The 25,252-nt window shown below is 62.2% G+C and carries 29 protein-coding genes; 10 read left to right on the top strand and 19 right to left on the bottom strand.

Annotation, left to right across the window (positions count from 1 at the left end; genetic code table 11):
• Positions 1-385 precede the first annotated feature (385 nt).
• From HYH07_RS21770 to pncA, 4 genes are all read right to left on the bottom strand, one after another.
• Positions 386-1,660 carry a DUF1236 domain-containing protein gene (locus tag HYH07_RS21770; RefSeq protein WP_220004410.1) on the bottom strand — a complete coding sequence of 425 codons (1,275 nt, stop codon included), beginning with the start codon at positions 1,658-1,660 and terminating at the stop codon, positions 386-388.
• 76 nt (positions 1,661-1,736) lie between these two features.
• Positions 1,737-3,800, bottom strand: a complete 2,064-nt coding sequence (locus HYH07_RS21765; protein ID WP_220004409.1) for an NAD(+) synthase — start codon at positions 3,798-3,800, stop codon at positions 1,737-1,739.
• Between the two features lie 130 nt (positions 3,801-3,930).
• Positions 3,931-5,049, bottom strand: coding sequence for an alpha/beta fold hydrolase (locus HYH07_RS21760; protein WP_220004408.1), 1,119 nt, complete (start codon positions 5,047-5,049; stop codon positions 3,931-3,933).
• A gap of 13 nt (positions 5,050-5,062) precedes the next feature.
• The gene (gene pncA, locus HYH07_RS21755; RefSeq protein ID WP_228749688.1) at positions 5,063-5,689 is read right to left on the bottom strand and encodes a bifunctional nicotinamidase/pyrazinamidase; all 627 of its coding nucleotides are present in this window, start codon (positions 5,687-5,689) and stop codon (positions 5,063-5,065) included.
• 246 nt (positions 5,690-5,935) lie between these two features.
• Here pncA and glk point away from each other — a divergent pair, with 246 nt between their 5' ends.
• From glk to HYH07_RS21740, 3 genes are all read left to right on the top strand, one after another.
• Entirely contained in the window at positions 5,936-6,904 is a 969-nt protein-coding gene (glk, locus tag HYH07_RS21750) for a glucokinase (protein WP_220004421.1), read from the top strand.
• 142 nt (positions 6,905-7,046) lie between these two features.
• Positions 7,047-7,250 (top strand): hypothetical protein, encoded by a 204-nt coding sequence (locus tag HYH07_RS21745; protein WP_220004407.1) that lies wholly within the window; start codon positions 7,047-7,049, stop codon positions 7,248-7,250.
• Between the two features lie 140 nt (positions 7,251-7,390).
• A complete protein-coding gene (locus HYH07_RS21740) occupies positions 7,391-7,552 on the top strand; it encodes a hypothetical protein (RefSeq protein ID WP_220004424.1) in 162 nt (53 codons plus the stop codon).
• Positions 7,553-7,635: 83 nt separating this feature from the next.
• Here HYH07_RS21740 and HYH07_RS21735 read toward each other — a convergent pair whose 3' ends face one another.
• Positions 7,636-8,013: a response regulator gene (locus HYH07_RS21735; protein ID WP_128951771.1), complete on the bottom strand. Its 378-nt coding sequence runs from the start codon at positions 8,011-8,013 to the stop codon at positions 7,636-7,638.
• 125 nt (positions 8,014-8,138) lie between these two features.
• Positions 8,139-8,948 carry a Spy/CpxP family protein refolding chaperone gene (locus HYH07_RS21730; protein ID WP_220004406.1) on the bottom strand — a complete coding sequence of 270 codons (810 nt, stop codon included), beginning with the start codon at positions 8,946-8,948 and terminating at the stop codon, positions 8,139-8,141.
• Positions 8,949-9,426: 478 nt separating this feature from the next.
• Between HYH07_RS21730 and HYH07_RS21725 the strand changes: the two genes are divergently transcribed.
• The 5 genes from HYH07_RS21725 (at position 9,427) to HYH07_RS21705 (ending at position 14,908) form a co-directional block, all read left to right on the top strand.
• The gene (locus HYH07_RS21725; RefSeq protein ID WP_220004405.1) at positions 9,427-10,767 is read left to right on the top strand and encodes an ABC transporter substrate-binding protein; all 1,341 of its coding nucleotides are present in this window, start codon (positions 9,427-9,429) and stop codon (positions 10,765-10,767) included.
• A 145-nt stretch (positions 10,768-10,912) separates the two neighbouring features.
• On the top strand, positions 10,913-11,851 hold the full coding sequence (locus HYH07_RS21720; protein WP_220004404.1) for a carbohydrate ABC transporter permease: 939 nt from the start codon (positions 10,913-10,915) through the stop codon (positions 11,849-11,851).
• Positions 11,851-12,762 carry a carbohydrate ABC transporter permease gene (locus tag HYH07_RS21715; protein WP_220004403.1) on the top strand — a complete coding sequence of 304 codons (912 nt, stop codon included), beginning with the start codon at positions 11,851-11,853 and terminating at the stop codon, positions 12,760-12,762. The genes HYH07_RS21720 and HYH07_RS21715 overlap by 1 nt, the downstream gene beginning before the upstream one ends.
• A 20-nt stretch (positions 12,763-12,782) precedes the next feature.
• Positions 12,783-13,883, top strand: a complete 1,101-nt coding sequence (locus HYH07_RS21710; protein ID WP_220004402.1) for an ABC transporter ATP-binding protein — start codon at positions 12,783-12,785, stop codon at positions 13,881-13,883.
• Positions 13,884-13,918: 35 nt separating this feature from the next.
• Positions 13,919-14,908 (top strand): hydroxyacid dehydrogenase, encoded by a 990-nt coding sequence (locus HYH07_RS21705; RefSeq protein WP_220004401.1) that lies wholly within the window; start codon positions 13,919-13,921, stop codon positions 14,906-14,908.
• 123 nt (positions 14,909-15,031) lie between these two features.
• On the opposite strand, the gene HYH07_RS21700 is transcribed toward HYH07_RS21705, so the two are convergent.
• On the bottom strand, positions 15,032-15,286 hold the full coding sequence (locus HYH07_RS21700) for a hypothetical protein (protein ID WP_220004400.1): 255 nt from the start codon (positions 15,284-15,286) through the stop codon (positions 15,032-15,034).
• A 232-nt stretch (positions 15,287-15,518) separates the two neighbouring features.
• Here HYH07_RS21700 and HYH07_RS21695 point away from each other — a divergent pair, with 232 nt between their 5' ends.
• Together HYH07_RS21695 and HYH07_RS21690 are read left to right on the top strand one after the other, a co-directional pair.
• Positions 15,519-15,824: a PadR family transcriptional regulator gene (locus HYH07_RS21695; protein ID WP_220004399.1), complete on the top strand. Its 306-nt coding sequence runs from the start codon at positions 15,519-15,521 to the stop codon at positions 15,822-15,824.
• Complete coding sequence (locus HYH07_RS21690; protein WP_312016689.1) at positions 15,812-16,462, top strand: sugar transferase; 651 nt, start codon at positions 15,812-15,814, stop codon at positions 16,460-16,462. The genes HYH07_RS21695 and HYH07_RS21690 overlap by 13 nt, the downstream gene beginning before the upstream one ends.
• Positions 16,463-16,549: 87 nt before the next feature.
• On the opposite strand, the gene HYH07_RS21685 is transcribed toward HYH07_RS21690, so the two are convergent.
• From HYH07_RS21685 to HYH07_RS21630, 12 genes are all read right to left on the bottom strand, one after another.
• A complete protein-coding gene (locus HYH07_RS21685; protein WP_220004398.1) occupies positions 16,550-17,716 on the bottom strand; it encodes an N-acetylmuramoyl-L-alanine amidase in 1,167 nt (388 codons plus the stop codon).
• 131 nt (positions 17,717-17,847) lie between these two features.
• Positions 17,848-18,099, bottom strand: a complete 252-nt coding sequence (locus HYH07_RS21680) for a hypothetical protein (protein WP_220004397.1) — start codon at positions 18,097-18,099, stop codon at positions 17,848-17,850.
• Positions 18,096-18,635, bottom strand: a complete 540-nt coding sequence (locus HYH07_RS21675) for a hypothetical protein (protein ID WP_220004396.1) — start codon at positions 18,633-18,635, stop codon at positions 18,096-18,098. The genes HYH07_RS21680 and HYH07_RS21675 overlap by 4 nt, the downstream gene beginning before the upstream one ends.
• Before the next feature lie 41 nt (positions 18,636-18,676).
• Positions 18,677-19,174 carry a hypothetical protein gene (locus tag HYH07_RS21670; protein ID WP_220004395.1) on the bottom strand — a complete coding sequence of 166 codons (498 nt, stop codon included), beginning with the start codon at positions 19,172-19,174 and terminating at the stop codon, positions 18,677-18,679.
• A gap of 21 nt (positions 19,175-19,195) precedes the next feature.
• Complete coding sequence (locus tag HYH07_RS21665) at positions 19,196-20,695, bottom strand: phage portal protein (protein ID WP_220004394.1); 1,500 nt, start codon at positions 20,693-20,695, stop codon at positions 19,196-19,198.
• A 1-nt stretch (position 20,696) separates the two neighbouring features.
• Entirely contained in the window at positions 20,697-21,086 is a 390-nt protein-coding gene (locus HYH07_RS21660; RefSeq protein ID WP_220004393.1) for a hypothetical protein, read from the bottom strand.
• On the bottom strand, positions 21,083-22,792 hold the full coding sequence (locus HYH07_RS21655; RefSeq protein WP_220004392.1) for a hypothetical protein: 1,710 nt from the start codon (positions 22,790-22,792) through the stop codon (positions 21,083-21,085). The genes HYH07_RS21660 and HYH07_RS21655 overlap by 4 nt, the downstream gene beginning before the upstream one ends.
• A 5-nt stretch (positions 22,793-22,797) precedes the next feature.
• Positions 22,798-23,088, bottom strand: a complete 291-nt coding sequence (locus HYH07_RS21650) for a hypothetical protein (RefSeq protein ID WP_220004391.1) — start codon at positions 23,086-23,088, stop codon at positions 22,798-22,800.
• A gap of 84 nt (positions 23,089-23,172) precedes the next feature.
• A complete protein-coding gene (locus HYH07_RS21645) occupies positions 23,173-23,460 on the bottom strand; it encodes a hypothetical protein (RefSeq protein ID WP_220004390.1) in 288 nt (95 codons plus the stop codon).
• Between the two features lie 281 nt (positions 23,461-23,741).
• A complete protein-coding gene (locus HYH07_RS21640; RefSeq protein WP_220004389.1) occupies positions 23,742-24,236 on the bottom strand; it encodes a hypothetical protein in 495 nt (164 codons plus the stop codon).
• A gap of 283 nt (positions 24,237-24,519) precedes the next feature.
• On the bottom strand, positions 24,520-24,966 hold the full coding sequence (locus HYH07_RS21635; RefSeq protein WP_220004388.1) for a hypothetical protein: 447 nt from the start codon (positions 24,964-24,966) through the stop codon (positions 24,520-24,522).
• On the bottom strand, positions 24,963-25,232 hold the full coding sequence (locus HYH07_RS21630) for a hypothetical protein (RefSeq protein WP_220004387.1): 270 nt from the start codon (positions 25,230-25,232) through the stop codon (positions 24,963-24,965). Before HYH07_RS21630 ends, HYH07_RS21635 begins: the two co-directional genes overlap by 4 nt.
• Positions 25,233-25,252: the final 20 nt, after the last annotated feature.

Below are 25,252 nucleotides of genomic sequence, written 5' to 3'. Positions count from 1 at the left end.
GCGCTGTGATGAACGAAGCCGTACACGGCTCAACCTTGGTTCGCGCCAACTGCAAAATGCGGATGCACATGACGAGCCAAGAGCGCAACGGTATTCTCGTCCGTAGTGCTCCGGAATGGAATCCTATCGGGACCTCGCGTACATCACGCTCATCGATCGGCGGCCACTTCCAAGGGCATCATCCTCTGATCGCGCACTATGGGGTTGGGGGACATGGGGCGGGGGATTGAAGGCTGGGGCAAGGTGACGAGGTCCGGACTCCTAGGCACTCCGGACCTCGGAGCTTTTTACTTCGAACGCAATTTCGCGCCGCCGGCCTTATGAGCCGCGCGGCGCGAATTCGTTGTGACGGCGTCTTGTTGACAGCGTCTTGCCGGTCCCGCGCTCAGCGGGTTTGCGGCTCGATGGTCACCGTGCAATCACCCTGCCCTTGCGTTGCAACCACGATATCGCCAGCGGCGGCACCGAGCGGAATCGGGGTGGATGAGCCGCCGCCGGGCATCTGAACCGTCACGCTCAGTGAATCGGTCCGCGCACTCGAGCCCACCGTTGACGGTTCGACTTCGGCCACGTTGCCCGAGGCATCACGCCGCATGATCCGGCAGTTGACGTTGCTGCCGACATTGCTGCCGCCCGTCGCGGCCATGCTCGTTGATGCGCCACCGCTCATCTCCGCGCGGGCTCGCGACGGATCGCGAGGCACCTGGCTGACGATGCGATGCGTCCGCGGCTCCACGATGACGACGTCATCATCCGTCGCGAAATACTCGTAGTCGCGGTATTCCGGCTCGATCGAGACGATCTCGGGCGGCAGCCTGTACAGACGCACGTGCGGGGGAATTGTCTCGCCGACACGGATCGAAATGTTCAGGTTGCGCTCCGGCTCCGCCAGCCGCTCGCGGCTCAGTCGTTCCGAGATTTGCACCTGCTTTTCGGAGTTCACGCGGGTCTGCTGGCTGACCTGCGTGTTGGTCTGGCTGGGTTGATTGGTTTGATTGGCCTGATTGGTTTGCGTTCCGGTGGCGGCCGGTGCGCTCTGCGCGTTGTTGGTTGGCGGCGTCCGGCTCGTGTCGGTTGCGGTGGCCGGCCGATTGCCTTGTTGCGCAGGGTTCTGCTCGGCGGCGTTGCGTGGAGGTTGAGTCTGGTTGCGCTCGGCCTGGTTGGCCGCCGCTCCCGCGCGCTCGTTCTGCTGACCAGCGGGACCGCTCTTGGATTTCTCGGTCTCGGCCGTTGATTTCTGCGGCGCAGACTTGTCCGACTTGGTCTCGGCACGGCTCTTGTCGGCGTCGTGCCCCGATTTCGCACTTTCAGCCTCCCGGTTGCGATCCTTTGATGGCTCCCGGGATTGTTGCGCCTGCTCCCTGGCATTCGGCGCGTTGTGCTCGGCAGCGGCGGCCGGCTGACGCTTGTCCTCGCTAGCCTCGTGCTTGGCAGCGCCGCCCTTGTCCTCGCGGGCCGCGCCTTGAAGCTTCTCCTGCGCACCCTGCACGCGTTCCTGAGCGCGTTCCTGGCCAGCGCCACCGCGCTGCGGCGCAGCGCTCTTCGCCGGTTCCTCGGTCCGTTTCGGCTCGTCCTTGCGTTCGGGCGCTTGAGCATAGGCAACGCCGGATGCAAACATGAGTCCAATCGCCGCGGTCGATAACATCAAGTGCTTACGCATGGTCCCTCTCCTGAACAAATCGCGATGACAGACGCGAACGCTCTGTCGGCGCGAATGTTCCTGAGCGGGAACGTCGCTATTGAGTCTTCGTCGGCACTGACGTCGAGGGGTTCGGCACGTTCCGCTCGAGATCCTCAAGCCATGCCGCCGCGCTCGAATCCGACGGTGCGCGCCAGTCACCCCGCGGCGACAGCGAGCCCCCGGCAGAGACCTTCGGTCCATTTGGCATCGCCGAGCGCTTGAACTGGCTGAAGGCGAAGAACCGGCGCAGGAAGACCTCGAGCCAGCGGCGGATCTCCGCAAGGTCGTAGGCTCTGCGTTTGTCGGCAGGGAATGCCGGTGGCCATTCGCCGTCGGCGACATCCTTCCACGCATGGAGCGCCATGAAGGCGATCTTGGACGGCCGCATGCCGAAGCGCAGCGTGTAGAACAGGTTGAAATCCTGTAACTCGTAGGGACCGACGGAAGCCTCGGTGCTTTGCGGCTTCTCGCCCGGCTTCACGGGAACCAGCTCCGGCGAGATTTCGGCCGCGAGGATCGAGGCCAGGGTCGCATTCACGTCGGCGCTGAACTGCTTCGATGTGATCACCCAGCGGATCAGATGCTGGATCAGCGTCTTCGGCACGCCGGCGTTGACATTGTAATGAGCCATCTGGTCGCCGACGCCATAGGTGCACCAGCCGAGCGCGAGCTCGGAGAGATCGCCGGTGCCGATGACAATGCCGCCATGATGGTTGGCAAGGCGGAACAGATAGTCTGTGCGCAAACCCGCCTGCACATTCTCGAAGGTGACGTCGTAGACCTTCTCGCCTTTGCCGAAGGGATGGCCGATGTCCTTCAGCATCTGCGTGGCCGTGGTGCGGATGTCGAGTTCCTGCCAGCTGGTCCGCAACGCCTTCATCAGCGCCAGCGCATTGGTCTTGCTCTCGCTGCCGGTTGCAAAGCCCGGCATGGTGTAGGCGAGGATATTCTCGCGCGGCAGGCCGAGCAGGTCGACGGCCTTGGCGGCGACGATCAGCGCGTGGGTGGAATCGAGGCCGCCGGACACGCCGATCACCACGCGCTTGGTGCCGGTGGCGCGCATGCGCTGCACAAGGCCCGCGACCTGGATGTTGTAGGCCTCGTAGCAATCCTGCTCGAGCAAATGCTCATCGCTCGGCACGAACGGGAAACGCTCGACCTTGCGCAGGAAGCCGATATCCGCAGACGGCGGCTTGAGAGCGAATGTCACTTTCCGGAAAAGCGCCTCGCGCTGCCGGCGGTTGTCGTCGAACGTGCCCATCAAGGCACGCTCCTGCCTGAGCAGGTCGAGGTCGACGTCGGCCATCGTGATCTGACCGTCTTGCCTGAAGCGCTCGCCCTCGGCCAGCAGCACGCCGTTCTCGTAGATCGAGGTCTGGCCGTCCCAGGCAAGATCCGTCGTGGACTCCCCAGCGCCTGCAGCGGAATAAACATAGGCCGCAAGGCAGCGCGCCGAGGTCGATTGGCACAGCAGCGCACGCGAGCGCGCCCGGCCGATCGTGATCGGGCTGCCCGAGAGGTTGATCAATATGCTGGCGCCGGCCAGCGCCAGCTCGGAGGCCGGCGTCACCGGGATCCACATGTCCTCGCAGATCTCGACACCGATGGTCAGGCCCGGTACGTCCTCGGCGGCAAACAGCAGGTCGGTGCCGAATGGCGCCTGGAGCTTGCCGATGGCGATGGCCTCACCGGTGATGCCGGCGCCCGAGGCGAAATGGCGACCCTCGTAGAATTCGCGATAGGTCGGCAGATAGCTCTTGGGCACGACGCCTAGAATACGGCCGCGGTGAATGACGACGGCGCAATTATAGATCCTGACGCCGAAGCGTAGCGGGGCGCCGACGACCAGCACGGTCATCAGGCCTGCAGAGGCCTCGACGATCGAGGCAAGCCCGCGCTCGACGGCATCGAGCAGCGGATCCTGCTGGACAAGGTCCTCGATGGCGTAGCCGGACAGGCACAGCTCGGAAAACACCGCGACCGCGACCGACTGCGCGTCGCAGGTCTTCGCCGCCGCGATCACCGCCGTCGCATTGGCCGCGGGATCGGCCACATGGGAGGTGGTGACACAGGCTGCAACGCGCGCAAAGCCATGGGCGTAGATCGAGTGGAAGCTCATCGCGCAAAGGACCCTTAAATCTTGCCGCAAGCCGGCCTCGGCTGACACTGGAATCTATGTAGCCCATCGACCCGGCCCCGTGCAGGCCATCGGCCATCATGCATAACGGATCTGCAAGCCACGCCTGATGTCAGGCGCTGCGCGCCAGCAGGCCGGCGAGGTCGTTGCGCAGCCATTCGGCGATCCGGGGCCAGGCATGGGCATGGGTCCGCGCCCCCATGAACAGGCCGAGATGGTCGCTCGGCTCGGAGCGTGCTGCAATGAAAGCCGGCGGCGTGCCGAGGAGCTTCGCTGTGGCAAATGCCTGCGCGACCGGTACGACATCGTCGTCAAGCCCGGCCAGAAGGAACACCGGTGCCCTGACATCCCTCAGGTCGATCGCGCGGCCGAGCGCCATGAACTGGCCCGATGCGATCCGGTTCTCGCGAAAGATCCAATTGACGATCTGAAGATAGTAGACGCCGGGCAAGTTGAGCGTTTCGCCGTTCCAGCGATCGAAGCGCGCCAGCAGGGCCGCTCCCTCCTCGTCCGAGAGGTCTCGCTGCAACGCCGCTGCGACGTCGTCGGGGCCGGGCGCCTTCGACCAGACATGGAGCATCTCCTCACCACTGACATTACCGCCACCGCGCGCGACGAGCTGATCGTAGACCATCTCGGGTGCATTGCGGGCAAGCTGCGCCAGCCTGGACTCGACCGAGAGGTCGACCGGCGCACCAACCAGCACCAGCCGCCGCACCTTGGCCGGGAAACGCGCCGCATAGAGCAGCGACAGCCAGCCGCCCTGGCACAGGCCGACCAGATCGACCGGCGCGCCGATCTCGTCGACGGCGACGTTGAGATCGGACAGATAGCTATCGATCGAGAGGTGGCGCATCTCAGGCGTGGCCGAGCGCCAGTCGGTGAGATAGACCCGATCGATACCGCCCTGTTGCAGCGACTGCACCACGCTGTGACCGGATGCGAAATCGGCAATCAGGGCCCGGTGCAGCGCATAGGGCGCGCACACCAGCGCCGGCTGGCCGGATCGCGTCCGCGCGCAATCGCGCAGCCGCATGGTGGCAAGCTCCAGCGCCACGGTGCCTGATGTGGTCCAGGAGAGATCGCTCTGGCTCTGCTCGGCCGGACGGCGCTCCAGCCACCAGAAGCAGGCATCCATCGCGAGCTTTGCCGCCGCAAACGGCCACAGCATGGGGTCATCAGGGCCACGCCCCGCCTCGCCGGGCCGCTCTCCGCGCTTCTCCGCCGCCATTATTGGTTGATCCTCACAGAAACGCCTCCAGGCTGATGGTGGAAATGCCGACTTCCTTAAAGCTGCGATGGGTCGCCGCGACCGAGCCGTCGAGGTCGATGCCGCGGCAAGCGTCCTCAATCACCGCAACTTCGAAGCCAGCCCTGCGGGCATCCTCCGCGGAAAAGCGGACGCAAAAATCGAGGGCGAGGCCAGCCACGAAGACGGTCTTCAGCTCGCGCTCGCGCAAATAGCCAAGGAGGCCGGTCGGCGTCTTCTTGTCGTTCTCAAACAGCGCCGAATAGGAATCGATCCCGCGGCGAAAGCCCTTGCGCACCACAAGGCTTGCCCGCGTCAGGTCCAGATCCCGATGAAATTCGGCGCCAGCCGTGCCCTGGACGCAATGGGCCGGCCACAGCACCTGGGTGCCATAGTCGAGCTCGATGGTCTGAAACGGCTGCTTGCCCGGATGGTTCGCCGCGAAGGAGACGTGGTCGCCCGGATGCCAGTCCTGCGTCAGCACCACATTGGCGAATTTTTGGGCGATCCGGTTGATGGCGCGGACGACCTTCTCGCCGCCGGGAACGGCGAGCGCCCCTCCGGTGCAAAAATCGTTCTGCACATCGATCACCAGCAGCACGTCGCGGTCGGATATCTTCATCGAGAGGGTCCCAATCGCAAGTCTAATGCCGTCCGCCCGGCGCATCGGGCGCCGGCCGCTCTCGCCAATGTCGACCTTCCCGAGCGGCTTCGCAACCACCACCCTGAATGCAACGCTTTGCGGACGACCGTGTTGACTAGCTGTACCTGACCGCGGAATCTCTGATATCCGCCGCCATACGGATCGGAGCCACGAAGCAGAGGAGATGGGTTCCCGTTGGCCAAAGGCCACGGCAGCCACAACGGCATGAGTATCGGCAAGACAGGAAACATTCTTCTCGCCGATATCGGCGGCACCAATGCGCGCTTCGCGCTGAGCAATGGCGAGCAGATCGGACCGATCGACTATGTGAAGGTCGCCGACCATCCAACGGTCCGCGAGGCCATCACCGACGTGCTGCGGCGGGCCGACGGCGAGAAGCCTGTTAGGGCCGTCCTCGCCGTCGCCGGCCCCGTCACCAATAATCGCTGCGTCATGACCAACAGTCCCTGGGTGATCGACGGCAACGAGCTCCAGCCGGCGCTCGGCTTCGACAGCGTCCATGTGCTCAACGATTTCGAGGTGGTGGCCTGGTCCCTGCCCGCCCTGCAGCCGGCCGACCTGATTCCGCTCGGCGGGCAGGACGGCATGCCAGGAGAGCCACTGCTGGTGGTCGGGCCCGGGACCGGTTTTGGCGTCTCCTGCCTGGTCGAGCGCCACGGCTCCCGGCTCGCTGTCGTCACGGAGGCTGGGCATGCCACCTTGCCGGCGGAGAACGAGCGCGAAGAACGGGTGATCGCCGCGATGCGCCGGCGCTTCGGCCATGTCTCGATCGAGCGCGGCGCCCTGTCCGGTTCTGGCCTGCAATCCCTCTACGAGGCGATAGCCGAGGTCGACGAAGCCCAAGTGCCGCAACGCGACGCAGCTGGCATCACCAAGGCCGCGCTGGACGGTTCTTGCGAGCTCAGCCGCGCGACGCTGGAGATGTTTTGCGCCATCCTCGGCTCCGTCGCCGGCAATCTCGCGGTGACCTTCGGCTCCAGGGGCGGCGTCTACATTGCCGGTGGAATCGCGCCGCGCTTTCCGGAATTCCTTTCGGCTTCAGCGTTCCGCGCGCGTTTCGAGGCCAAGGGGCGCTTCCAGGATTACTTGCGCAACATCCCGACGCGCCTCGTCATGAAGCCCGATGCAAGCTTCGTCGGCCTGAAGATGTTCGCCGACCACAATCTCGATTGAGGGGCGGCCGCCTCGCATCGGCGCTCTCCGCACTTCACAGCTGACTGCAGCCAATTCGCGGTTCCACGCTGATCGTGCTTGCCCTGACGTGTCCGATGAGAAACAATCCCAGCGTGTGTGGCGTAACGCACCGGGGCGTAACATGCGTAAGCAGGATGTCGGATTCGACTATCACCGCTATCATCGGCTGCTGACCGAAGCAGACGATGAGACGAAGCGGAGGGCGCTGATCGAGCTGTTGATCGAGGAAAAAGCGCGGGACCGCTTGGCTGCACAGCGCGCCTCGGACCGCGCGGCGATGACGGCCCACACCATCGCGACGGTGCTGCGGGGCGGCCGCAACTAGGGCTTGCAAGACCTGCTGCCCGGCGGCGAGGAGTCCGCGATCGATTGCGATTCCGTTAAGGATCCCTGGCAATCCTGTATCAAACTTTCTGCTCTAGAAGTTCCCTCACCTGATGCAATTCAGGATTAAACAGAGGGGGAATGACCATGAGCATGATTTCGCTCGCCGAAATGCCGGCTGCCATCCAGACCCGGTCGAACGATTATTCTTTTAAAGCGATCGCCATCTTCTGCTGCCTGGGCCTCATTGCCTCATTCAGCCTGATGGCGCAGGGCGTCGACCTCAGCGCCGGCCTGATGTGAATCACTGACGGATCGTCCGTCGCAACATGGCCGCCTCTTCCGGGCGGCCTTTTTCGTGGACGGCGCCTGCACCGTCGACAGAGTCAGTGCGGCACTTTGGCTGGCATATCCGGAAACAGCGAGTCGATGATGGTCTTGAGCTGATCGAGCGCAATCGGCTTACGCAGAATCGGCCGGCGCCGGAGCAAGGACGGCAGCAATTCCGGCCCATAGCCGGTGGCAAACAGAAACGGCTTGCCGCGCCGCTCGATCAGATCGGCGACCGGATCGACATAAACGCCCATCAGATTGATGTCGAGGATCGCGAAATCGTACTGCGCGGTCATCGCAAAGGCGCTCGCATCGCGCACGTTGTCTGCTTCTGCGACGACATGGTGGCCGAGCTCTTCCACCATGTCAGCCATCATCATCCGGATCAACGCCTCGTCTTCGACCAGGAAAACGGAGAGTCCGTCCGCCATATCAACCCCGCAAGCCTCGCTGCAAAACTAAGCATACCCGATTTGCAAAAAGGATACACGAATTCGTGGCCTTCAATTTCCACGAATGCATGCAATCCGATTCAAGCTCGACCAACCCAGTCTGCTCAATCCAGCCCGCGCTCATGGCTGAGGCGAACCATCTCCTGGATGAACACCTGCTTCTGCTTGTCATCGAGGCTCGAATACAGCGGCTCGGCCGCATCGGCGACATTGCGCTGGTCGGCAGCGCGGTCGATCAGGAACTGCGCCTCGTTGCGCATCTGCTCGATGATGTCATCGGGCGGATCGCGCTTGGCCCGCTCCATCCGCAGGTTGAGTCGCTCCGCGCCATTATGCCCGAGATAATGCATGGCACTGGAGAAGCCGAACCAGTGCTTCTCCTGATCGGGCGTGAGATTCAGCTCGGTCTTGATCCGCTCGATATAGGAATCGCTGTTGGCGACGATCTGTTCGGCGGTCAGTTGCGGCGCGCCGGGCTGGGTCAGGACCGTGACGTCCTTATTGTCCTTGCCGTCCTGGGGGGCGTTCTTGGCTTCCTTGGTCGGCTTGGCCCCCTTGGCGCCTTTTGCCGCCTCCTTGGCGCCTTTGGCATCCTTGTCCTTGGCAGCGCCCGGCTGCTTGGCGTCCTTGCCTGAATCCTTGCTGGCGTCCTTGGCGGCCGGCGCCTGGCTGGCGTTGTTGTTCCCGACGCCGAGCACACCGGTGAAGACGCCGACCACTCCGCCGATGGCGCCCCCGAGGACGCCTCCGACAGGACCGGCCGCCTTGTTACCGGCTGCGGCGCCGTCCTGGACGCCCTTGACCAAACCTTGTGCATTCGCGACCGCGGTCGCGCCGACGAGGAGTGTCAGCACGGACCCGAGCGCAAGCCATCGTCGCAGGCCAAGCCGCACAGGCGGCGCCGGGTTGATCATTTGGGTCTCCATCTCGATCTGCTTGCCTTCTTAAGGAAACGGCAGGGCGCGCTGCCGGTTGCAACTCTACAGTTTTCGCCGAGCCGAGGTCTAGCTACGGACCATCGCCGTCCCGTTGGAAAGACCTTCGGCGGCCATGCAAGCTCATTTGGAACTGCGGCGTAATTGCGCACGGAGCAGTTGGCGGCTTCGCCCGACGTGTGCGTCGCAATAAGGGCTGCCGCAGCTCACGCCGCGACGAAGCCGCTGTCGCGTCCCATACACAACGTTAGTTCTAGAGAGCGATGCATCAGGCTTTCTCGACAGATGCGATCAATCATGATCTGATCGCGCTACCAATTTGCCGCGTCCCCTGGATGACTTAGCGCTGGAGACGACGAGGCCAACAAGAAACGTCCAACAATAAAATCAAAGAACAAACTTGGGAAATTCAGAGGAAACGACAGAACAATAAACAACACCAAGGCGAGGAAACGAGATGTCACGCAAAAAGCTGACACGACGTCAATTTGTAGCTGCCACTGCAATGTCCTCCGCGGCGCTGATCACGGCGCCGTATGTCCGGGGCGCTTACGCTGCCGGTAAACTTTCGATCGGCTTCTGGGACCATTGGGTGCCCGGCGCCAACCAGGCCTCGACCGATCTGGTCAACGAATGGGCCGCGAAGGAAAAGGTCGAGGTTTCGATCGACTACATCACCAGCAACAACAAGAAGATTGAGCTGACCGCGGCGGCCGAAGCACAGGCCAAATCGGGTCACGACATTCTTCAGATGCCGAGCTGGTGGCCGCACGCCTATTCCGAGAATCTCGAACCGCTCAACGACGTGGTGGAGCCGCTCATTAAGCAGAACGGCGAGGTAAACGGCACGGTCAAATATCTTGCGCAGTCGGGCGGCAAATGGCTCGCGGTGCCGGCGACGCCCGGCAGCCAGATCAAGGGCCCCTGCACGCGCATCGACCTGATGAAGAAGTTTGCCAACATCGACGTCCAGGAAATGTATCCGGCCGGCAGCCCTCCCAAGGCGGACAACTGGACCATGGATACGTTCCTGAAGGCCGCGGAGGCCTGCCAGAAGGGCGGCTTCCCGTTCGGCATCGGCCTCGGCGAAACCACCGACAGTGTCGATACCGCCGGCGCGATCTTCCAGTCGTTCGGCGCCGAACTCGTCAACGCCAAGGGCGATATCACGATCAAGACAGACCAGGTTCGCCAGGCCATGGAGTATTACAAGAAGCTGATCGCGTTCCTGCCCCCGGACGCGCCGTCCTGGGACGACGCATCGAACAACAAATGGCTGATCTCCGGCCGCGGCGCGCTGATCATGAATCCGCCCAGCGCCTGGGCGGTTGCCAAGCGCGACGCGCCCCAGGTTGCCGAGCAGTGCTGGACTCACGGCTTCCCGGCAGGCCCGAAGGGACGTTTTGCACCCTTCCTGCCTTACTTCTGGGGCGTCTGGAGCTTTGGCAAGAACAAGGAAGCGGCCAAGAGCCTGCTCGTTCACCTGTCCTCGCCCGCGGCGATCGAGAAATTCGTCTCGGTGAGCGGCGGCTACGACCTGCCGGCCTATGCGAACCTGACGAAGCTCAAGACCTGGGCCGAGGAAGGTCCGCCGAAGGGGACGCTCTTTCACTATCCGGACCCCTACCAGCAACAGACGCTCTCGATCGCGGCCTCACCGGCGCCGCCGAAAATCGCGCAGCAAATCTACTTCCAGGCGACGTTGACCAAGATGGCGTTGCGCTTTGCCCGCGGCGAAACGCTGGAGCAGTCGCTCGCCTGGGCGGAGGGCGAGTGCGAAGGCTTCATGCGGAGCTAGAGGGCCAATGCGGATAGCTTGCGCGAGCCTGCGCAAGCTATCCGTGCCGCCGACATTGCTGCGCGCATGAGAGCGAAGCCGATCCCATGACCGGCTTCGCCGTTCGACCGTTTATTCACAAGGAAGCTGATCCAAGGAACCTGATATGGCCGATGTCGTCGTTGAGCAAAGTCGCATCGCTCGTGCGACGGGTGCGCGGAAAGGATCGAGCCTGCGCAATACGCTCGGGCGCAAATCGACGGTTGCGTTCCTCCTGACGCTGCCGCTGATTCTCCTGATTGCGCTGCTCGTGCTCTATCCAGCCTTCTATTCTCTCTATCTGGCGACGCTGAACAAGGCGATGACGAAGTTCGTGGGCCTCGGCAACTTCACCTTCCTGTTCAAGCGCGAGACGTTCTGGATGGTGGTGAAGCAGTCCTGCATCTTCGCGATCACCGCCGTGATCTTCAAGGCGCTGATCGGCTTCATCGTCGCCCATTTCGTCCACAACATTCCCGGCAAGAAGCAGCGCAAATGGCGCGGCATGCTGCTGGTGCCCTGGGTTATTCCGCCGGCGATGAGCACGCTGGCCTGGCTCTGGCTGTTCGACCCCTCCTACAGCGCCTTCAATTACACCCTCTCCTTCTTTGGCGTCGGCCCGATCCCCTGGCTTGGTGAGACTTTCTGGGCCCGCTTCTCCGTCATCCTCGTCAACGTCTGGTACGGCGCGCCGTTCTTCCTGATCATGTATCTGGCCGCGCTCAAATCGGTTCCCGACCAGCTCTATGAGGCGGCGGCGATCGACGGCGCCAATTGGTGGCAGAAGATCTGGTACGTCACGCTGCCGATGATGCGCAACATCATCGCCATCACCACGCTGTTCTCGCTGATCGTCACCTTCGCCAATTTCGATATCGTGCGCATCCTGACCTCAGGCGGACCGCTGGACACGACGCATCTGTTCGCCACCTGGGCATTCCAGGTCGGCATCCAGAGCAGCGACATTCCGCTCGGCGCCTGCGTCTCGCTGTTCATGGTGCCGATCCTCGCGGTCGCGGCGATCTTCATCCTGCGCGACGTCTCCAAACGCGGGAATGAAGCCTGATGAGCACGATGACAATCGACAAAGCCGGACCGAGCCGCAAGGTCAAATACGGCAGCATGAGCCGGGATCGCGCCTGGGCCCTGCGATGGTCCTATTTCTTCCTGGTGCTGTTTGCGATCTTCTTCCTGACCCCGCCAGTTTACATGCTGATCACCTCGCTCAAGAGCAGCGCGGAGATTTCGGCGGCGACCAATCCATGGTGGGTGTTTCATCCCACCCTGTCGAACTATGTCGAGCTGCTGACCTCGAACCAGTTTTTGCGCTTTTTCTGGAACTCGTCGATCATCTCGATCGTGGTCGTGATCGTGACCATGCTGATCAGCATTCCCGCCGCGTTTGCGCTGGCACGAATGAAGTTCTGGGGTTCGGCAACGCTCGCTACCGGCGTCTTCCTCACCTATCTGATCCCGGACAGCCTGCTGTTCATTCCACTGTTCAAGATGCTCGGAGTCATCCAGGACCTGACCGGCATTACGCTGCTGAATCGCTGGTATGTGCTGGTATTCATCTATCCGACGCTGACGGTGCCGTTCTGTACCTGGATCATGATCGGCTATTTCGCCTCGATCCCGAAAGAACTGGATGAGGCCGCGATCATCGACGGCGCCTCCTGGCTCCAGACCCTGCTGCGGATCTTCATTCCGGTGGCACTGCCCGGGCTGATCGCGGCGACGATTTTCGCCTTCACGGTGTCCTGGGCCCAGTTCCTCTACCCGCTCGTATTCACGACGTCGATCGACCAGCTGGTGCTGCCGGTCGGCATCACCACGACGCTGATCAAGGGCGACGTCTTCAACTGGGGGCAGATCATGACCGGCGCTCTGCTCGGCGCGGCGCCGCCGCTGATCATCTACGCCTTCCTGATGGACTACTACATTGCCGGACTGACCGCCGGCGCGACGAAGGGTTGAAATCGAGGGGTTGAAGTGCAATGGCCGACGTTTCCCTGCGCAAGGTGATCAAGCGTTACGACGATGTCGAAGCGGTACGCGGCATCGATCTTGATATCGCCGACCACGAGTTCATCGTGCTGGTCGGGCCCTCAGGTTGCGGCAAGTCGACGACGCTGCGCATGATCGCCGGCCTCGAGGACATCAGCGACGGCGACATCATGATCGGCGGCGACGTCGTCAACGACGTGCCGCCGAAGGATCGCGACATCGCCATGGTGTTCCAGAACTACGCGCTCTACCCGCACATGACGGTCGCCGAGAACATGTCGTTCGGGCTGCGGCTGAAGCACTATCCCAAGGCCGAGATCAAGGCTCGGGTGACGGAAGCCGCCCGCTTGCTCGACATCACCGACCTGATCGACCGCAAGCCGAAGCAACTCTCGGGCGGCCAGCGCCAGCGCGTCGCCATGGGCCGCGCCATCGTGCGCAACCCAAAAGTCTTCCTGTTCGACGAGCCGCTGTCCAATCTGGACGCCAAGCTCCGCGTTCAGATGCGGATCGAGATCAAGAAGGTGCATCAGAAGGTGCGCACCACGACGGTCTACGTCACCCACGACCAGGTCGAGGCGATGACGCTGGCCGACCGCGTCGTGGTGATGAACAAGGGACGGATCGAGCAGATCGGCACGCCGAACGAGCTCTACCACAAGCCGGCGACGCGCTTTGTCGCAGGCTTCATCGGCTCACCCGCGATGAACTTCATTCCGTGCCGTCTGGAGGATGCCGGCGGCATGCTCCAGATCCGCCTCACCGACCGCATTGCCTTCGCGCTGCCGCCGGCCCGCGCCGCGCGCTACAATGCTTTGCCGCGCACCGACAGACTGCTGCTCGGCATCCGGCCCGAACATCTGACGGAGTCGCATCCGCATCTGGAGCCGGGCGTGGAGACCTTCGACACCGTGCTCGACGTCACCGAACCGATGGGGATGGAGACGCTGGTCTATTTCGGCCTCGACGGCACGCCGGTGTGCGGCCGCGTCAATCCCAATGCCGGCGCCAAGGACGGGGCTCCCATGCGTTTGGCGATGGACCTCAACAATATGCACCTGCTAAACGAGGAGACCGGCGTCGTCCTGTGATGCCGGCCTAGGAAGCTCGAAGCAGGCGGGGAGCGATGGCGACCAACAAGAAGAAGATTTTCGTTACACAAACCTTGTCGCAAGGGGCACGCGCTCTCCTCACCCAGCGGGACGATATCGAGCTCGTCGAGTTTGCGAACCTGATCTCCGCCAAAGATTTCGAGGCCCTGCTCAAGAGCCACGCGCCGGTCCACGGCGTGGCGCTTGGCGCCACCGCCTTTGGCGAGACCGAGCTCGAGGCCGCCCGCGACATGAAAGTCGTGACGCGCATCGGCGTCGGCTACGACGCTGTCGATGTACCCGCCCTCTCCCGCCGCAAGGTGCCGCTGATGGTCGCGGGCAGCGCCAACTCGCCTTCGGTTGCGGAAGCGGCGCTGTTCATGATGCTGACGCTGGCCAAGCGCGCCAATGAGATGCATGCCTGCGTCAAGGACGGCAAATGGGCCGAGCGGCTCAGCATGCTTCCGTTCGATCTCTACGGTAAGACCGTGTTGATCATCGGCTTCGGCCGCATCGGCAGCCGCACCGCAAAGCGCTGTTTGGCCTTCGAGATGAAGGTACAGGTCTACGATCCCTATAAGCCCGCCGCCGATATCAAAGCGGCCGGATGCGAGCCGGTCACCGACCTCGACGCCGCGCTGCCTCTCGCCGATTTCGTCACCATCCACTGCCCGAAGACGCCGGAGACCGTCGGCCTGTTCGACACCGCGCGGATCAGCCGGATGAAGCCACGATCCTATCTGATCAACACCGCACGCGGCGGCATCGTGAAGGAGGCCGCGCTGTACGATGCGCTGACGTCGGGCAAGCTCGCCGGCGCGGGTATCGACGTGTTCGAGGTCGAGCCGCCACCAGTCAGCAATGCGCTGTTCGCGCTGCCCAACGTCATCATGGCTCCGCACGTCGCCGGCGTGACCGTCGAGGCGGTCCAGCGCATGAGCGAGCAGACCGCGCGCAACATCCTGAGTGTGCTGGACGGCGATCCGATCAGGCAGAACGTCATCAATCAGGACGTCTTGACGTAGATATCAACATATTGAAATTAAAAGATTTTACGGCGTACCTCTGGAGAGAAAATTCACCTCGGGTAGCCTCTAGGGTAACAAAAAAGGCCCGCCTCTCGGCGGGCCCATGGTCGATTCGGCGCGTCATGCAGCGCTGGCAACCGCCTCATCGCCATCCGACATCATTGCGTCGATGACCGCTGCGACATCGAAATCGGGATGGTGTTCCTCAGGGCCGCTCATCCGCGCGGCGCGAAGGCGCAGCCTGAGTTCGGTCGCCTTAGCGACACTCGCTCGGTACGCGGGGGACGACCTGGTCTCCTCCCCATAAAAACCCACCGCCCAATGCATCTGGCGGTGAAGTTGGCCGAGTTCGAGAATCATTTCGAGGACTGTCATGGGTGCTCCCCAGGCGCCGGGAGTTGCACCGACCAGCACCGGCGCCGAAGGCGCGGGTCGGGCTGGTCTCTGGCCATCAGGGCTGCGACCCTGAAGTTCGGCGTGACTTAGGTTGCCCGCCCACCGCGGCGACGTCAACCGATTGTTCTGATTTTGCGAATTACACCACTCTGGTGCAATAGCGACTAGATCTTCCTTGACAGGCGGCACCCCCTATGTAGACTTTGCAAGTATGGGCAAAGAACCACGACTCTCAAAACAGACCATCAGTGTCCTCAGCGCGCTGCTGACCACCGCCGAATTATCGGGTAGCGAAATCGCGAAGCAAACGGCGCTGGCAAGCGGATCACTGTACCCCATCCTCTACCGGTTGGAGGAGGTTGGATGGCTCGCGAGCCGATGGGAGGCAGACGATCCTGCATCGCTCGGGCGCCCGCGCAAACGCTTCTATCGCATAACGGCAGCCGGGCAGAGGAAGGTCGCGCAAGTTATTTCCGACCTGATGCCAGCTCATGGGAGGCTGGTGTGGAAGTCGTGAATGCAATTTTGCTCGGCTTCATCGGCGTGCTGGGAGCCGTTTTTGCTAAGCTTCTCGCCGACGACCTCAAAGCTTGGTCACCGTCAATCGTTTCTTCAATCATAGCCGCTGCCACGCGGTTGATGCCTGACCAGCGAGCAGCCCGAGCTAGAGAGGAATGGGAGAGCCACGTCGCCGAGATTCCTGGTGACCTGAGTCGGGTCTGCTTCGCTCTGAGTTGCGTCATAGCAGCGTGTCGGACTAACGACGTTATGATCGAAGACGCGCGCAAGCGCGCGCTCGATATCATTGTGGCGACGGTTGCAATTGTCGCGTTCACACCGCTTATTGTTGTGATCATTGCTTTGCGAGCCAGATTGGTAAGCGAAATCCGCGTGGGAAAGCGGGGTAAAAAATTCAGAGCTTACAAATTTCGGGCCAACTCACGCGCAGATGAGATTTTGCGGAAATCGTCCCTTGATGGATTGCCTGTGCTCTTTAACATTTTAAAGGGCGACATGACTCTGCTCGGCCCAAGGGCGCCGACGGCGGAAGAAACGAGTCGACAAGATCAACCGTTGTTGAATGCAAAACCCGGTCTTGCAGCAGATTTCAGGTCGGTCCTGTGGGCAATGTTAACGCTGCTCTTCAAGAGATGACTGCGAGCTACGGGAACGGATCGTTCGGCGCTGACTAGCACCACGGGCGAGACTCGATTGGCCATGAGGACAGCTCCATCGTCTTAGTCATTGGAGGACGTCCTCGTTTTTCTGAGCTTGTTTCGCGCGCTCTGCGCGATCAGCATTGATCGCGTCAGTGATTGTCTTCCCCTCGTCGGCTTCCTTATGTCCAGGGTTCACGAGGCCATGGCCCATCACGGGTGTGTTGGGATAGTTTTTGGCGATGAACGCTTTAGCGGCCTCGACCTGCTGCGGCGTGACGTCCTTGTCGTCCCTGGCGATGACCTCCATGCCGACCGTGTTGCGGTTGGATAGCCCCTCACCCTTGCCCCAGCCGCGCTTCATGTGCGCGGAGCCGGCGCCGCCGGCACGCACGATATTGCCGTCCCGGTCCATGATGTATTCGACGCCAAGACGTCGCTGCCGGAGAGTGTTCATGACCCCTTCCGGCGTGCCACGGCCGCCCGTGTGGTGCATGATGAAGGCCTGAGGCTCGACACCCTCAACGCGACCGGGCTGTCCGGACAGGTTCGGTGCGGTCGAAAGGGGCGCATTCGAGGCGGCAGGGTTCGGCGCGGCCGAACGGCCGGCTTCGCTTTCCCGGACAAGCTTCTGATAGGCCTGCTGGTGCGAAGAGATCCGGTTGTCCGGCCCAAAGAAGTGCTCGCGATTGTAGACGCTCTTCTCGGTGAAGGTGCCGGTATCGCGATCGACGGCCGCGCGGCCTCCAGACGCGTTGTCGGTCGCGTAGTTGGAGACGTTCGAATAGGCGAGCGCCTTGTCGCGGCTGGCTTCCAAAACCTTGCGGGTGCTTGGGGAGACCTCATCGCGCCAGCCCTCGTAGTACCCGCCCTCGTTGGTGCGACGCAGTTCCTTCTCAAGGGTGGTGCCGCGCACGGCCATGCGGTTGATGGCGCTCTCCCACAAGGCCGTGGATGCCGCAGGGTCCGGGTTCTCGCCAGCAAAGACATGCATCGCCTTTTCGTTCAGCCACGGCTTGGCCCTCAGCTCCTCCCGCGCGCGATCGCGCGCAGCGGCAAAGCCGCCATGCACGGTGCCACCGGGGCCGGAATATCGGGGAGCTGCCGGCGGATCCGTGTCGCCTTCTCCGCCGAACCGGTTCTTGGGCGCAGGAGCTGCCGCTGACGGCGGTGAGGCATGGACGCTGCTGCTGTGGCGGGGATGATAGTCGTCGCCCGGCGCCTGGTCTTGGCCGGAGAACGGCCGCTCCATCGGACCTGCGTTGAGGGAAATATGGTGGACCTGAACGTCAACCTGATGGCCATCGTCAGCATCGATCGTCACGGTGCCAATGGGGCGGCCGTCGACCGTGATGAGTCCAATTTGCATTTTGATCCCCGATATCAATTAAGCAAGCCGCAAGCTGCAAGCGCTTCTCGCTCGCGCTTGGCGCCCCAGATGGTCGCAATGAAACCGTCAACAATCCGGCCGGCCAGTTCAGGGCCGGCAACGGGATTGAGCTGTTCTCGTAGCTGGCATGCGAGCTGATCCAATCGCGCAGACGTTTCGGCGTCCGGCTTGCCGCTCTCCGCGATTGCGACGTCCTCGGCGGTATCGATCAACATGTTGACGAAGTCGCGAACCTCGAACGTCATTTCTCGTCCTCGTCATCGAGGTGGAGAAGATCCTCGCCGAGCTCGCGCAGGGCATCTCCGGCCCTGTGTAGTAAGTGCAGCATCTCGGTGACGTCGCTCGCATGCCGGCCGTGGCCGGACAGAGCCGCGATCGTTGCGGCGGCCGCCATGCGGCGAATGCGGTCCTCCGCTGAGATCGCGGAGGACCGCAAGAACGATCGCGGCGGCATCTTGGATGTGCCCATCTCCAGCCAAAGCGCCCGATCAAGGTTCGAGCCGACCGCACCCTCAAGACCGCTTGTCGTGTGCTCGATGCTGTCCCGCAGCTCACCCGTTCGCAAGAGGGGTTTGTCCTCGGGAAACCCCTTGGCAACGCGGTCGCGCTTAGTGCTCTCGGCGAGCGGCGGCCACATTTCGTGGTTCTTGCCGATCGCGGCCTTCGCCTTCTTCTCGACGATCTCGCAGGCGCGCTTGATGACCATCGGCCCGGAAGCGTGCACGTCGCGTTCGATCGCCGGGATCTCGGCGATGAAGCCGAGGAGCGTGAAGGTTTTCATATCCTGAACGGGTCTGTTGCTGTTTTTGGCATCGGCATTCCCTACACATGGAAGCCAGGCGTCATGCGTTCCCAGACATCTGTGCCTTGGTTCGCATCGGCCCAACGCTTGCCGTGGTGCCCGCTGAGCAACACCTTGAATATTGCCGGAGTCATCGCGCACGAGAGGGAACCATCATCGTGCGCCACGACCTTGAACACGCGACCGTCTGCGCCGATGACCTCGCTCAACCCGAGTTCGGGCGGCACCTTCACCACAAAACCGGTGGGGCGCGCGGCAGGCTGCGGACGCGGGGCGGTCGCGAGTTCAATCCTGCGACGCGTGAGAGCGGCGCGGATCTCAAGAGGCCAAACTCTCAGAAGCAGCGTATCGAGCTTGCTGAGGTCCGTTGACGCCGCGATCTGGCGCTCGACCAGAGCGACGAGTTCGGCATCCGACTTGTCCCCTGCCGCGTCGGAATCGGCAGACGGGAATTGCTGATGCAAGAAGAGCGCATCAGGGCGCGACAACGCGCCCTCTGAAATGAGGTTAGCACGCATGATGATTTTTCCTTCTAGGCGTTAGGTGTTTTCGTCTTGCGGCGCGACGTTCGCGCCGATCTTGACAAGGCCCGTGGCCGTTTTGACCATGAGTTGTGACGCCGCCGGATCTTCGCTCGGCTCCAGGCCTAGGCGCTGGCGCCCTTCGTTAGCTGAGATGATGCCAGCGTTTACGAGTCGTTCGACGGTCTCCGCCTCGACTTTTGGATCCGCGTCGGACTCTTCGATCCACGCAAATTCGACTTCATCGCTGAACTCGCGCTCGATGATCCCATTGATCGTCTCTGCGGCCCAATGCTTCAGCGGTTCGACGCCCTCTTCCTCAGCGGTGCGCTCATGCTGCTCCGCGATCGATCGGTTCGATAGAGAGACAAAAGCGGCCGGCGGATACGAGAACGCAAAGCAGACGATGCGGACCAGCCATTCATCAAATTCGTTCTTGAGCGGCGGCTCTTTGAGGGCCTGATAGCCGTTGCTTGTCCCCGTCGGAATGAATTTCATGCGGCGTCGAGCTGCCAGGTTGCCGGAGAACAAGCTGTCCCAATATTCCTGGAATCTCATCGTCTGATCCGGCGTCCACGATTCCGGCAGCGAGAACACCGCGTCAGGTTGATTGCCTTCCCTAAAATACTCGAACTGCGCCATCGACCGTCGGAACGCAGTCGACACCGTTGTCACGATCAGTTCGAGGGGCGATTGCCCGTAGACGGAGTTCGTGCGGAGCCGCATCGGAGCGTAGATCAGATCCAACGTCGTCAGGTTGGCTGCGGGAAGGCCCTTGAGGATCTGTTGAAATGCCGGCGGGTAAAGCAAGCCGTCCGCGATCTTAAAGCCAAGCTCCATGTAGTTCTGCGGCGTGACCTGTTTGCCAAGCCAGTCGAACGGTCGGCCATCCCATCGGCGAGGACGAGGAGGCCGGCCGCGTTCGTCGATCACACGACGCACAGTCGCGGCGTCCACCGGGTTGAGCGAAGTTAGGTTGCCAAGGCTATCGCGTTCCAGATAGATCGTTGGAGCACCCAAGACCAGCAGATCGTCCAATAGCTGTGCGATCCAGATGCGGAACGTCAATTCTGGACTGGGATAGCGGAAGAATTGCTCGACTTCGTCGACGATGGCGCGAGTGCGCGACGAAACGTGATCTGCCTTCGGCCGCTTGCCTACACCGGTGTGCTTGGCGCGGATCGTCCATGGCAATCGAGTTAGTTGATCCTTTCTTTTTTCAATGATCAACCGGACCGGATCGTACGAGTCCGCCAGAGACCGCAACATCTGGAACGTCAACGGCTCGAAGGCACGCGGTTGCGTGCTTAAATTGAAGCCGGTTGGATAATCGTAGGCGCGGCCGGCAACTTCTTGCGCTACCGGGCGGAGTGGTTGCTGAGGGCCGAACCAATCCGCCCCCGGATCAGAAGTGGCGGGCTGATTAGCCAAGCTCGAAATCGAGCGAGCCTCGCCGCGCGGAGTGGCAATTTTCTCCAGCCCGCGCGGCATCGTCAGCTTGTTCAGATCGTCGGTCATTTCACGATGCTTTCGGCGGATGTTGGTCGGTGCTCGGACCATAGAAGCGGTCCGGGTTGCTTTGGGCGAAGCGCAGAGATCGCTTCGCCACTGCGCCATGGCCGAACAGCGCCGCATCGCGCTTCTCATTTGTCCGGCGAAGAGTCGCGATCAGGTCGGCGAGAGCGTTGACGCGCGCTAGCATCGTGTCAGCTTTTGCCAACATGGCCTTATCGCCTGCGAGCTTTGGGAGTTCGTTCTCGTCATCCTTGATGGTGGCATCGATCAGATCGAATTTAGCGAATGCTTCATACCAGGCATCGTGATGTTCGGCGAAGATCTGCTGCTCGTTGCGCTGAAGCTCTTCGAAAGTCTGGAATCGCAGCGGCACGACGTTCTCCTTGATGATCATACTGGTGCCTTTCGCAATAGTTCGGATACGAGCGCGGCGTTGGCTTCTCGCCATTGCGGTGACAACTCGAGCAGTTCGATCGCGACGGCTTTTGGGACTTCGATACGAGCTACGTTGTCGGACCACACGACCATGTAATCGCGGCCGACGACCTGGACGAAGTTGGAGCTGATACCCTCCGGCAAGGTCAGCGCGAGCCGCTTCTCCGGCTCGGTGCTATTGAAGCGGAAGCCGAACTGAGGTCCGGATGCTCTGATGTCATCGAAGTCGAGACCGGCTCGAATGTTGAGGCGGCGATAGTATTCGATCCAATGCTCGGCGCTGCCTTGCGACATAAGACCAGCCGCAACAAGCGCCAGCGCGGCGGCGTTGATGACGTCGTCGCGACCATTCCGCGGATGATCGACAGAGTCCTTTCCGGATCGCGCGGATCTACGTTCGAGAGCGCAAAGCTGCGCGATCATGCGAGACTGATCGAGCAGTTCAACTCGGCCGGAGTTGATCGCTGGCAGGAGCGTCAAATAGGCGTCGCTCCGTGACAGAGCGGCGACCTCATAGGTCACACCGTGCACTTGGAAGCGCTCGCGGGGCCAAAGGCCCGCGTACCTGTCACCTATGACGGTGTTGACACCGTAGCGCCGGCAGGTGTCGCAAATCTCTCGCACGACCTGCTCTGGCGAAAATGGTGGTACCCATTCCTGCACGAAGTCGAGCACGGCGCGATCGCCCTCGCGATGTGCGATGGCAAACGTCATGCTGTCACTTGATCCGCCAGACGGGTCCGTCGCCGCAACGTACGTAATCCCGAGCGTCGGCAGCAGCTCGGTGCGGTCCTTGACGGTGCAGGCTTCGACCTTCTCCCGACTGACGAAGGTCTCGACGTCGTCGCGGAACTCAGCGCCGTACTCGGCCGAGGCCTTGGCGGCGTCGCGTTCATACGCTTCGTCGACTTCGGACTGTGGCACCGAAGGATTCATGGTCCGGGTGCTGGCTTTCCAGACCAGCACGGGGGCATCGTCTTTACCGAAATAGCGTTGATAGGCGTCGAAAAGCACGCCCTTGCGGGCGTGCGGCGACGACGCGCAAAGCAGCATAGCGTCCGGCCGGGTTGTCGTCATCGCGGGCCGGATGGCGGCCAAGATCTCGCTGTCGGGGTTCGCGGCGCCATCGCCCGTATCCCAGAACGCGATCTCGTCCGCCAGGCAAGCGATCAAGGTGTAGCCACGGACGCTGCGGAAGTTTGCAGTCGAAATCTCGATGCTGATGCCATTGACCAGATCGATCCGCTCTTGCGTGGGCTCGCCGTCGAGCAGGTCGCGCAACGGGGTCTCAACAAGCATCGAGGTCAAGTATCTGAAGATCACGCGGGCCTGCTTTCGATCGGCCGCGATGATCATTACTGTGCCGCGCTCGCCGGGGACGAGCTTGTTGGACCAATCCCTGAAAACGGCGAGGAAGACGGCAATCAGCGCCAAAGTGATGCTCTTCCCGCCGCGCCGGCCGCAAATCAGCCACGCCTCAGAGAAGGCGCCGGCCGGCTGCACAGTCCGGCCCGTGCACTGTGTGATCAGCTCGAGCCCAGCCTGATCAATCGGCAGGCCGAACAAAGCCGACAAGAACACGGTCCAGGCGGACCACGACGCCGGGTCCTTGAACCAGCGACGGAACAAGCCGTCGTCGGCCATCGCTTCGAGGATGGTGATCACGGGCCTTATTCCTTACGCTTACCGGTGACGCGCGCGATGATGTCCGCCGTCGATGCCTGCTTCGCCTTGCCGGGCTTCACGCCGAGCTTTCCGAGCGCCCTGATGATCAGGCGACTGCACATCTCGGCTTCACTGTGCTTGCCCCTAGCGCGTTCGCGATCGGCTCTGACGACCAGGGCGGCGATCTCAGAGGCGATGATGCGCTCCGCGGCATTGGCCTCGCGGCCGAGATCTGCGAGGATCGCGGAGGCTTCGCGCTGCCGGCGCTGCTCGTCCTCTTCCCGGATCTGCCACATCCTTGCCCACCCGCGCATCTTGCGCGGGGCTGTATTGTTCGAGGACATTGTTCGTCCAATCGTTTGCTGGAATGGTTTGGCCGATCAGGCCGTCGTGGCCTCGCGGGCCTTGGCAAGGGCATCGGACAGTGATGCGATCACCTTAAGCTGCTCCAAATCGTCGCGCCCGCGCTTGCGGAGGCGAGAGGCTTTGACGTGCGCGCTCGCCAACCCATCGATGATGATGCTCTCTGCCGCGGTCGGAGGCCGCCCTAGCGTCTCGGCGAGAGCTTGGGTGAACTCGCGACGCAGCCGCTCATCTTCGGCCCGCGTCTGGGGCATCCGGGCCCTGCCTGCCTGTTGCGCGGCCGTGTCAGTACCGGGCTTGAACATTGCGGTCTCCTTTCATGCGGAATCGCTCGCGCGCCCGCGGGGCGCCGAGTGGGTGATGGCGTGATGAAGCTCGCGCTGGCCGGAGGCTCGCGCGCTAGCGACTTGCTATGATGTTTGGGAATGCTGCGGACGCAATTGGGGCCGCATGCCCGCGTACGTTGTCATGAAAAACAAGATGATTTCAAGAACTATTGCACAGAGGTTGCGTGCTCAGTGCGTGATTTAGTCGTGTAAGCTGATCAAATAACTTGGTTTTGTGATCTAATAACATGATTGCGTGATCAGCGAGCCGGCAAGCGGTTTTCGCCTGCCATGGCCGCTATTGCCGGGCCGATACGCGCGAGGAGCCATGATTCGTAGCTCGGCACGTCGGCAACCTCGCCGGGCCTTGGCAAGACCGCGACCTCTTGTTTCAGCTCCGGAAACGCACTGGCCAAGAACTTGCCCCAGCCAAGCTTGCCGTCGGCAGCTTTGGCGACGGCGAACTCGGCCTTGAGCTTCGTGCGCTCGCTCTCCGGAAGCGACGCGTATATGTCTTGCAGGCGGGCGTGATGCGCCTGGTTCGCTTCCCGGCTCGCCGCCTTCACGGGGCTCTTGAGAGCCTGGTACTCACGGTTGAGCTTCTTCAGGCCGCCGCCCTCGGCAAAGGCCGCGATGCGATTGGCGATGGTCTCTGCCATCTTCGCGAAGTCTACGTCAGAGGTGTTGGCAAGACCCTCGATAGCTATCATGGTCTCAACGGCGTTGATGGCATCCGGCATCGGCAGCTCGATCACCAAGGTGTCGTCGACGCGGCGGGACTGCCGGCAGGACGAAAGCACTCTTGCCAAGACCCGACGCGCCGTTCGCTTGTTTGCGAGCCAGATCCGCCATCCATCCGCTCGCAACGCTGACGCGTTGTCGATGGACAGGCGAACGTTGGAGGGTCTTGGCAAGAGGTGAACACACGCGTGCCCGGCGCCGACCAGGAATTGCTCGGCTATGGCGGTAGCGAGGGCCGCGGTGTTACGCATGCCAGCGCTGATATGCTGGTGGATTAAACAGGAAGTTAAGCGGTGTTCACTCGCCTTCGATCAACGCTTTAATCTCATCAGCGCCGACGATCTCTTCGCGAGCCAAAAGCGCGCTGGCGAGCCGTGCCACGCGATCCAAGTTTTCGCGCACAAGCCGCTCGGCCTCAGACTCTGCCCACCCGAGCTCGACGTCGACCCGGCCGTCTGGAACCCGGCTCAGCAAGACCTTCATGTCGCCGCCGTCGTAAGTCCGTTCGACCGCTTCGCCGCAGGCAAGCTCCGCCGCCCAGCCGCCCATCGCGACGATGTTCTCACGCCATCGCTCCTCGGGGATGCTGCAATCACCCGCGGGCTCATGGGTGCAACGACCACGGCTTCCGTCACTTCCAGGCCGGATTGAGATGGCTGTGACCGTAAACTTCTGAGCCCAAGCGACCACGGCATGGCCGGCTTCGTGCCAGGCGGTTCGGTGGAGTGTCGGTTCATTGGTCATCGCGCCGAATCGCCACCCTGCGGTATCTCGGTGAGTTCGCGCCAAACCGGCCGGCCGGTCTCTCTGGTCCAGCGCGCTGCGATCTCGCTGAGGTTCTCGTCATCTTCGGTAAGGATCAGAACGCCGTCGATCCCATCCTCTATCAAGCCCTTGACGGCGCCCGGTACGTGACCGAACGGGCCAATGGTGATCTGGTGGCCTCGCTCCATCAGCGTGGCCGCATACCAGCCTGCAACGTCGGCGGCAGAGAGAATTGCGATCTTCATTTCTTAATGCCGTCCTAAAA

The sequence above is a fragment of the Bradyrhizobium sp. BR 10261 genome (assembly GCF_019455395.1).
In the GTDB taxonomy this organism is placed as follows: domain Bacteria; phylum Pseudomonadota; class Alphaproteobacteria; order Rhizobiales; family Xanthobacteraceae; genus Bradyrhizobium; species Bradyrhizobium manausense.
Note: the sequence above shows the minus strand (reverse complement) of the source record. Positions and strands in the feature narration are given on the sequence as shown.

What these genes read in the sequence shown, in the direction of transcription:
- HYH07_RS21660 (WP_220004393.1), bottom strand. Translation starts at nt 21,086, where the DNA reads ATGATCATCAAGGAGAACGTCGTGCCGCTGCGATTCCAGACTTTCGAA.
- HYH07_RS21650 (WP_220004391.1), bottom strand. Translation starts at nt 23,088, where the DNA reads ATGTGGCAGATCCGGGAAGAGGACGAGCAGCGCCGGCAGCGCGAAGCC.
- HYH07_RS21705 (WP_220004401.1), top strand. Translation starts at nt 13,919, where the DNA reads ATGGCGACCAACAAGAAGAAGATTTTCGTTACACAAACCTTGTCGCAA.
- HYH07_RS21700 (WP_220004400.1), bottom strand. Translation starts at nt 15,286, where the DNA reads ATGACAGTCCTCGAAATGATTCTCGAACTCGGCCAACTTCACCGCCAG.
- HYH07_RS21630 (WP_220004387.1), bottom strand. Translation starts at nt 25,232, where the DNA reads ATGAAGATCGCAATTCTCTCTGCCGCCGACGTTGCAGGCTGGTATGCG.
- HYH07_RS21710 (WP_220004402.1), top strand. Translation starts at nt 12,783, where the DNA reads ATGGCCGACGTTTCCCTGCGCAAGGTGATCAAGCGTTACGACGATGTC.
- HYH07_RS21735 (WP_128951771.1), bottom strand. Translation starts at nt 8,013, where the DNA reads ATGGCGGACGGACTCTCCGTTTTCCTGGTCGAAGACGAGGCGTTGATC.
- HYH07_RS21685 (WP_220004398.1), bottom strand. Translation starts at nt 17,716, where the DNA reads ATGGAGCGGCCGTTCTCCGGCCAAGACCAGGCGCCGGGCGACGACTAT.
- HYH07_RS21720 (WP_220004404.1), top strand. Translation starts at nt 10,913, where the DNA reads ATGGCCGATGTCGTCGTTGAGCAAAGTCGCATCGCTCGTGCGACGGGT.
- HYH07_RS21730 (WP_220004406.1), bottom strand. Translation starts at nt 8,948, where the DNA reads ATGATCAACCCGGCGCCGCCTGTGCGGCTTGGCCTGCGACGATGGCTT.
- HYH07_RS21665 (WP_220004394.1), bottom strand. Translation starts at nt 20,695, where the DNA reads ATGACCGACGATCTGAACAAGCTGACGATGCCGCGCGGGCTGGAGAAA.
- HYH07_RS21680 (WP_220004397.1), bottom strand. Translation starts at nt 18,099, where the DNA reads ATGACGTTCGAGGTTCGCGACTTCGTCAACATGTTGATCGATACCGCC.
- HYH07_RS21635 (WP_220004388.1), bottom strand. Translation starts at nt 24,966, where the DNA reads ATGACCAATGAACCGACACTCCACCGAACCGCCTGGCACGAAGCCGGC.
- HYH07_RS21745 (WP_220004407.1), top strand. Translation starts at nt 7,047, where the DNA reads ATGCGTAAGCAGGATGTCGGATTCGACTATCACCGCTATCATCGGCTG.
- HYH07_RS21675 (WP_220004396.1), bottom strand. Translation starts at nt 18,635, where the DNA reads ATGAAAACCTTCACGCTCCTCGGCTTCATCGCCGAGATCCCGGCGATC.
- HYH07_RS21725 (WP_220004405.1), top strand. Translation starts at nt 9,427, where the DNA reads ATGTCACGCAAAAAGCTGACACGACGTCAATTTGTAGCTGCCACTGCA.
- pncA (WP_228749688.1), bottom strand. Translation starts at nt 5,689, where the DNA reads ATGAAGATATCCGACCGCGACGTGCTGCTGGTGATCGATGTGCAGAAC.
- HYH07_RS21715 (WP_220004403.1), top strand. Translation starts at nt 11,851, where the DNA reads ATGAGCACGATGACAATCGACAAAGCCGGACCGAGCCGCAAGGTCAAA.
- HYH07_RS21760 (WP_220004408.1), bottom strand. Translation starts at nt 5,049, where the DNA reads ATGGCGGCGGAGAAGCGCGGAGAGCGGCCCGGCGAGGCGGGGCGTGGC.
- HYH07_RS21695 (WP_220004399.1), top strand. Translation starts at nt 15,519, where the DNA reads ATGGGCAAAGAACCACGACTCTCAAAACAGACCATCAGTGTCCTCAGC.
- HYH07_RS21670 (WP_220004395.1), bottom strand. Translation starts at nt 19,174, where the DNA reads ATGCGTGCTAACCTCATTTCAGAGGGCGCGTTGTCGCGCCCTGATGCG.
- HYH07_RS21740 (WP_220004424.1), top strand. Translation starts at nt 7,391, where the DNA reads ATGACCATGAGCATGATTTCGCTCGCCGAAATGCCGGCTGCCATCCAG.
- HYH07_RS21770 (WP_220004410.1), bottom strand. Translation starts at nt 1,660, where the DNA reads ATGCGTAAGCACTTGATGTTATCGACCGCGGCGATTGGACTCATGTTT.
- HYH07_RS21645 (WP_220004390.1), bottom strand. Translation starts at nt 23,460, where the DNA reads ATGTTCAAGCCCGGTACTGACACGGCCGCGCAACAGGCAGGCAGGGCC.
- HYH07_RS21765 (WP_220004409.1), bottom strand. Translation starts at nt 3,800, where the DNA reads ATGAGCTTCCACTCGATCTACGCCCATGGCTTTGCGCGCGTTGCAGCC.
- glk (WP_220004421.1), top strand. Translation starts at nt 5,936, where the DNA reads ATGAGTATCGGCAAGACAGGAAACATTCTTCTCGCCGATATCGGCGGC.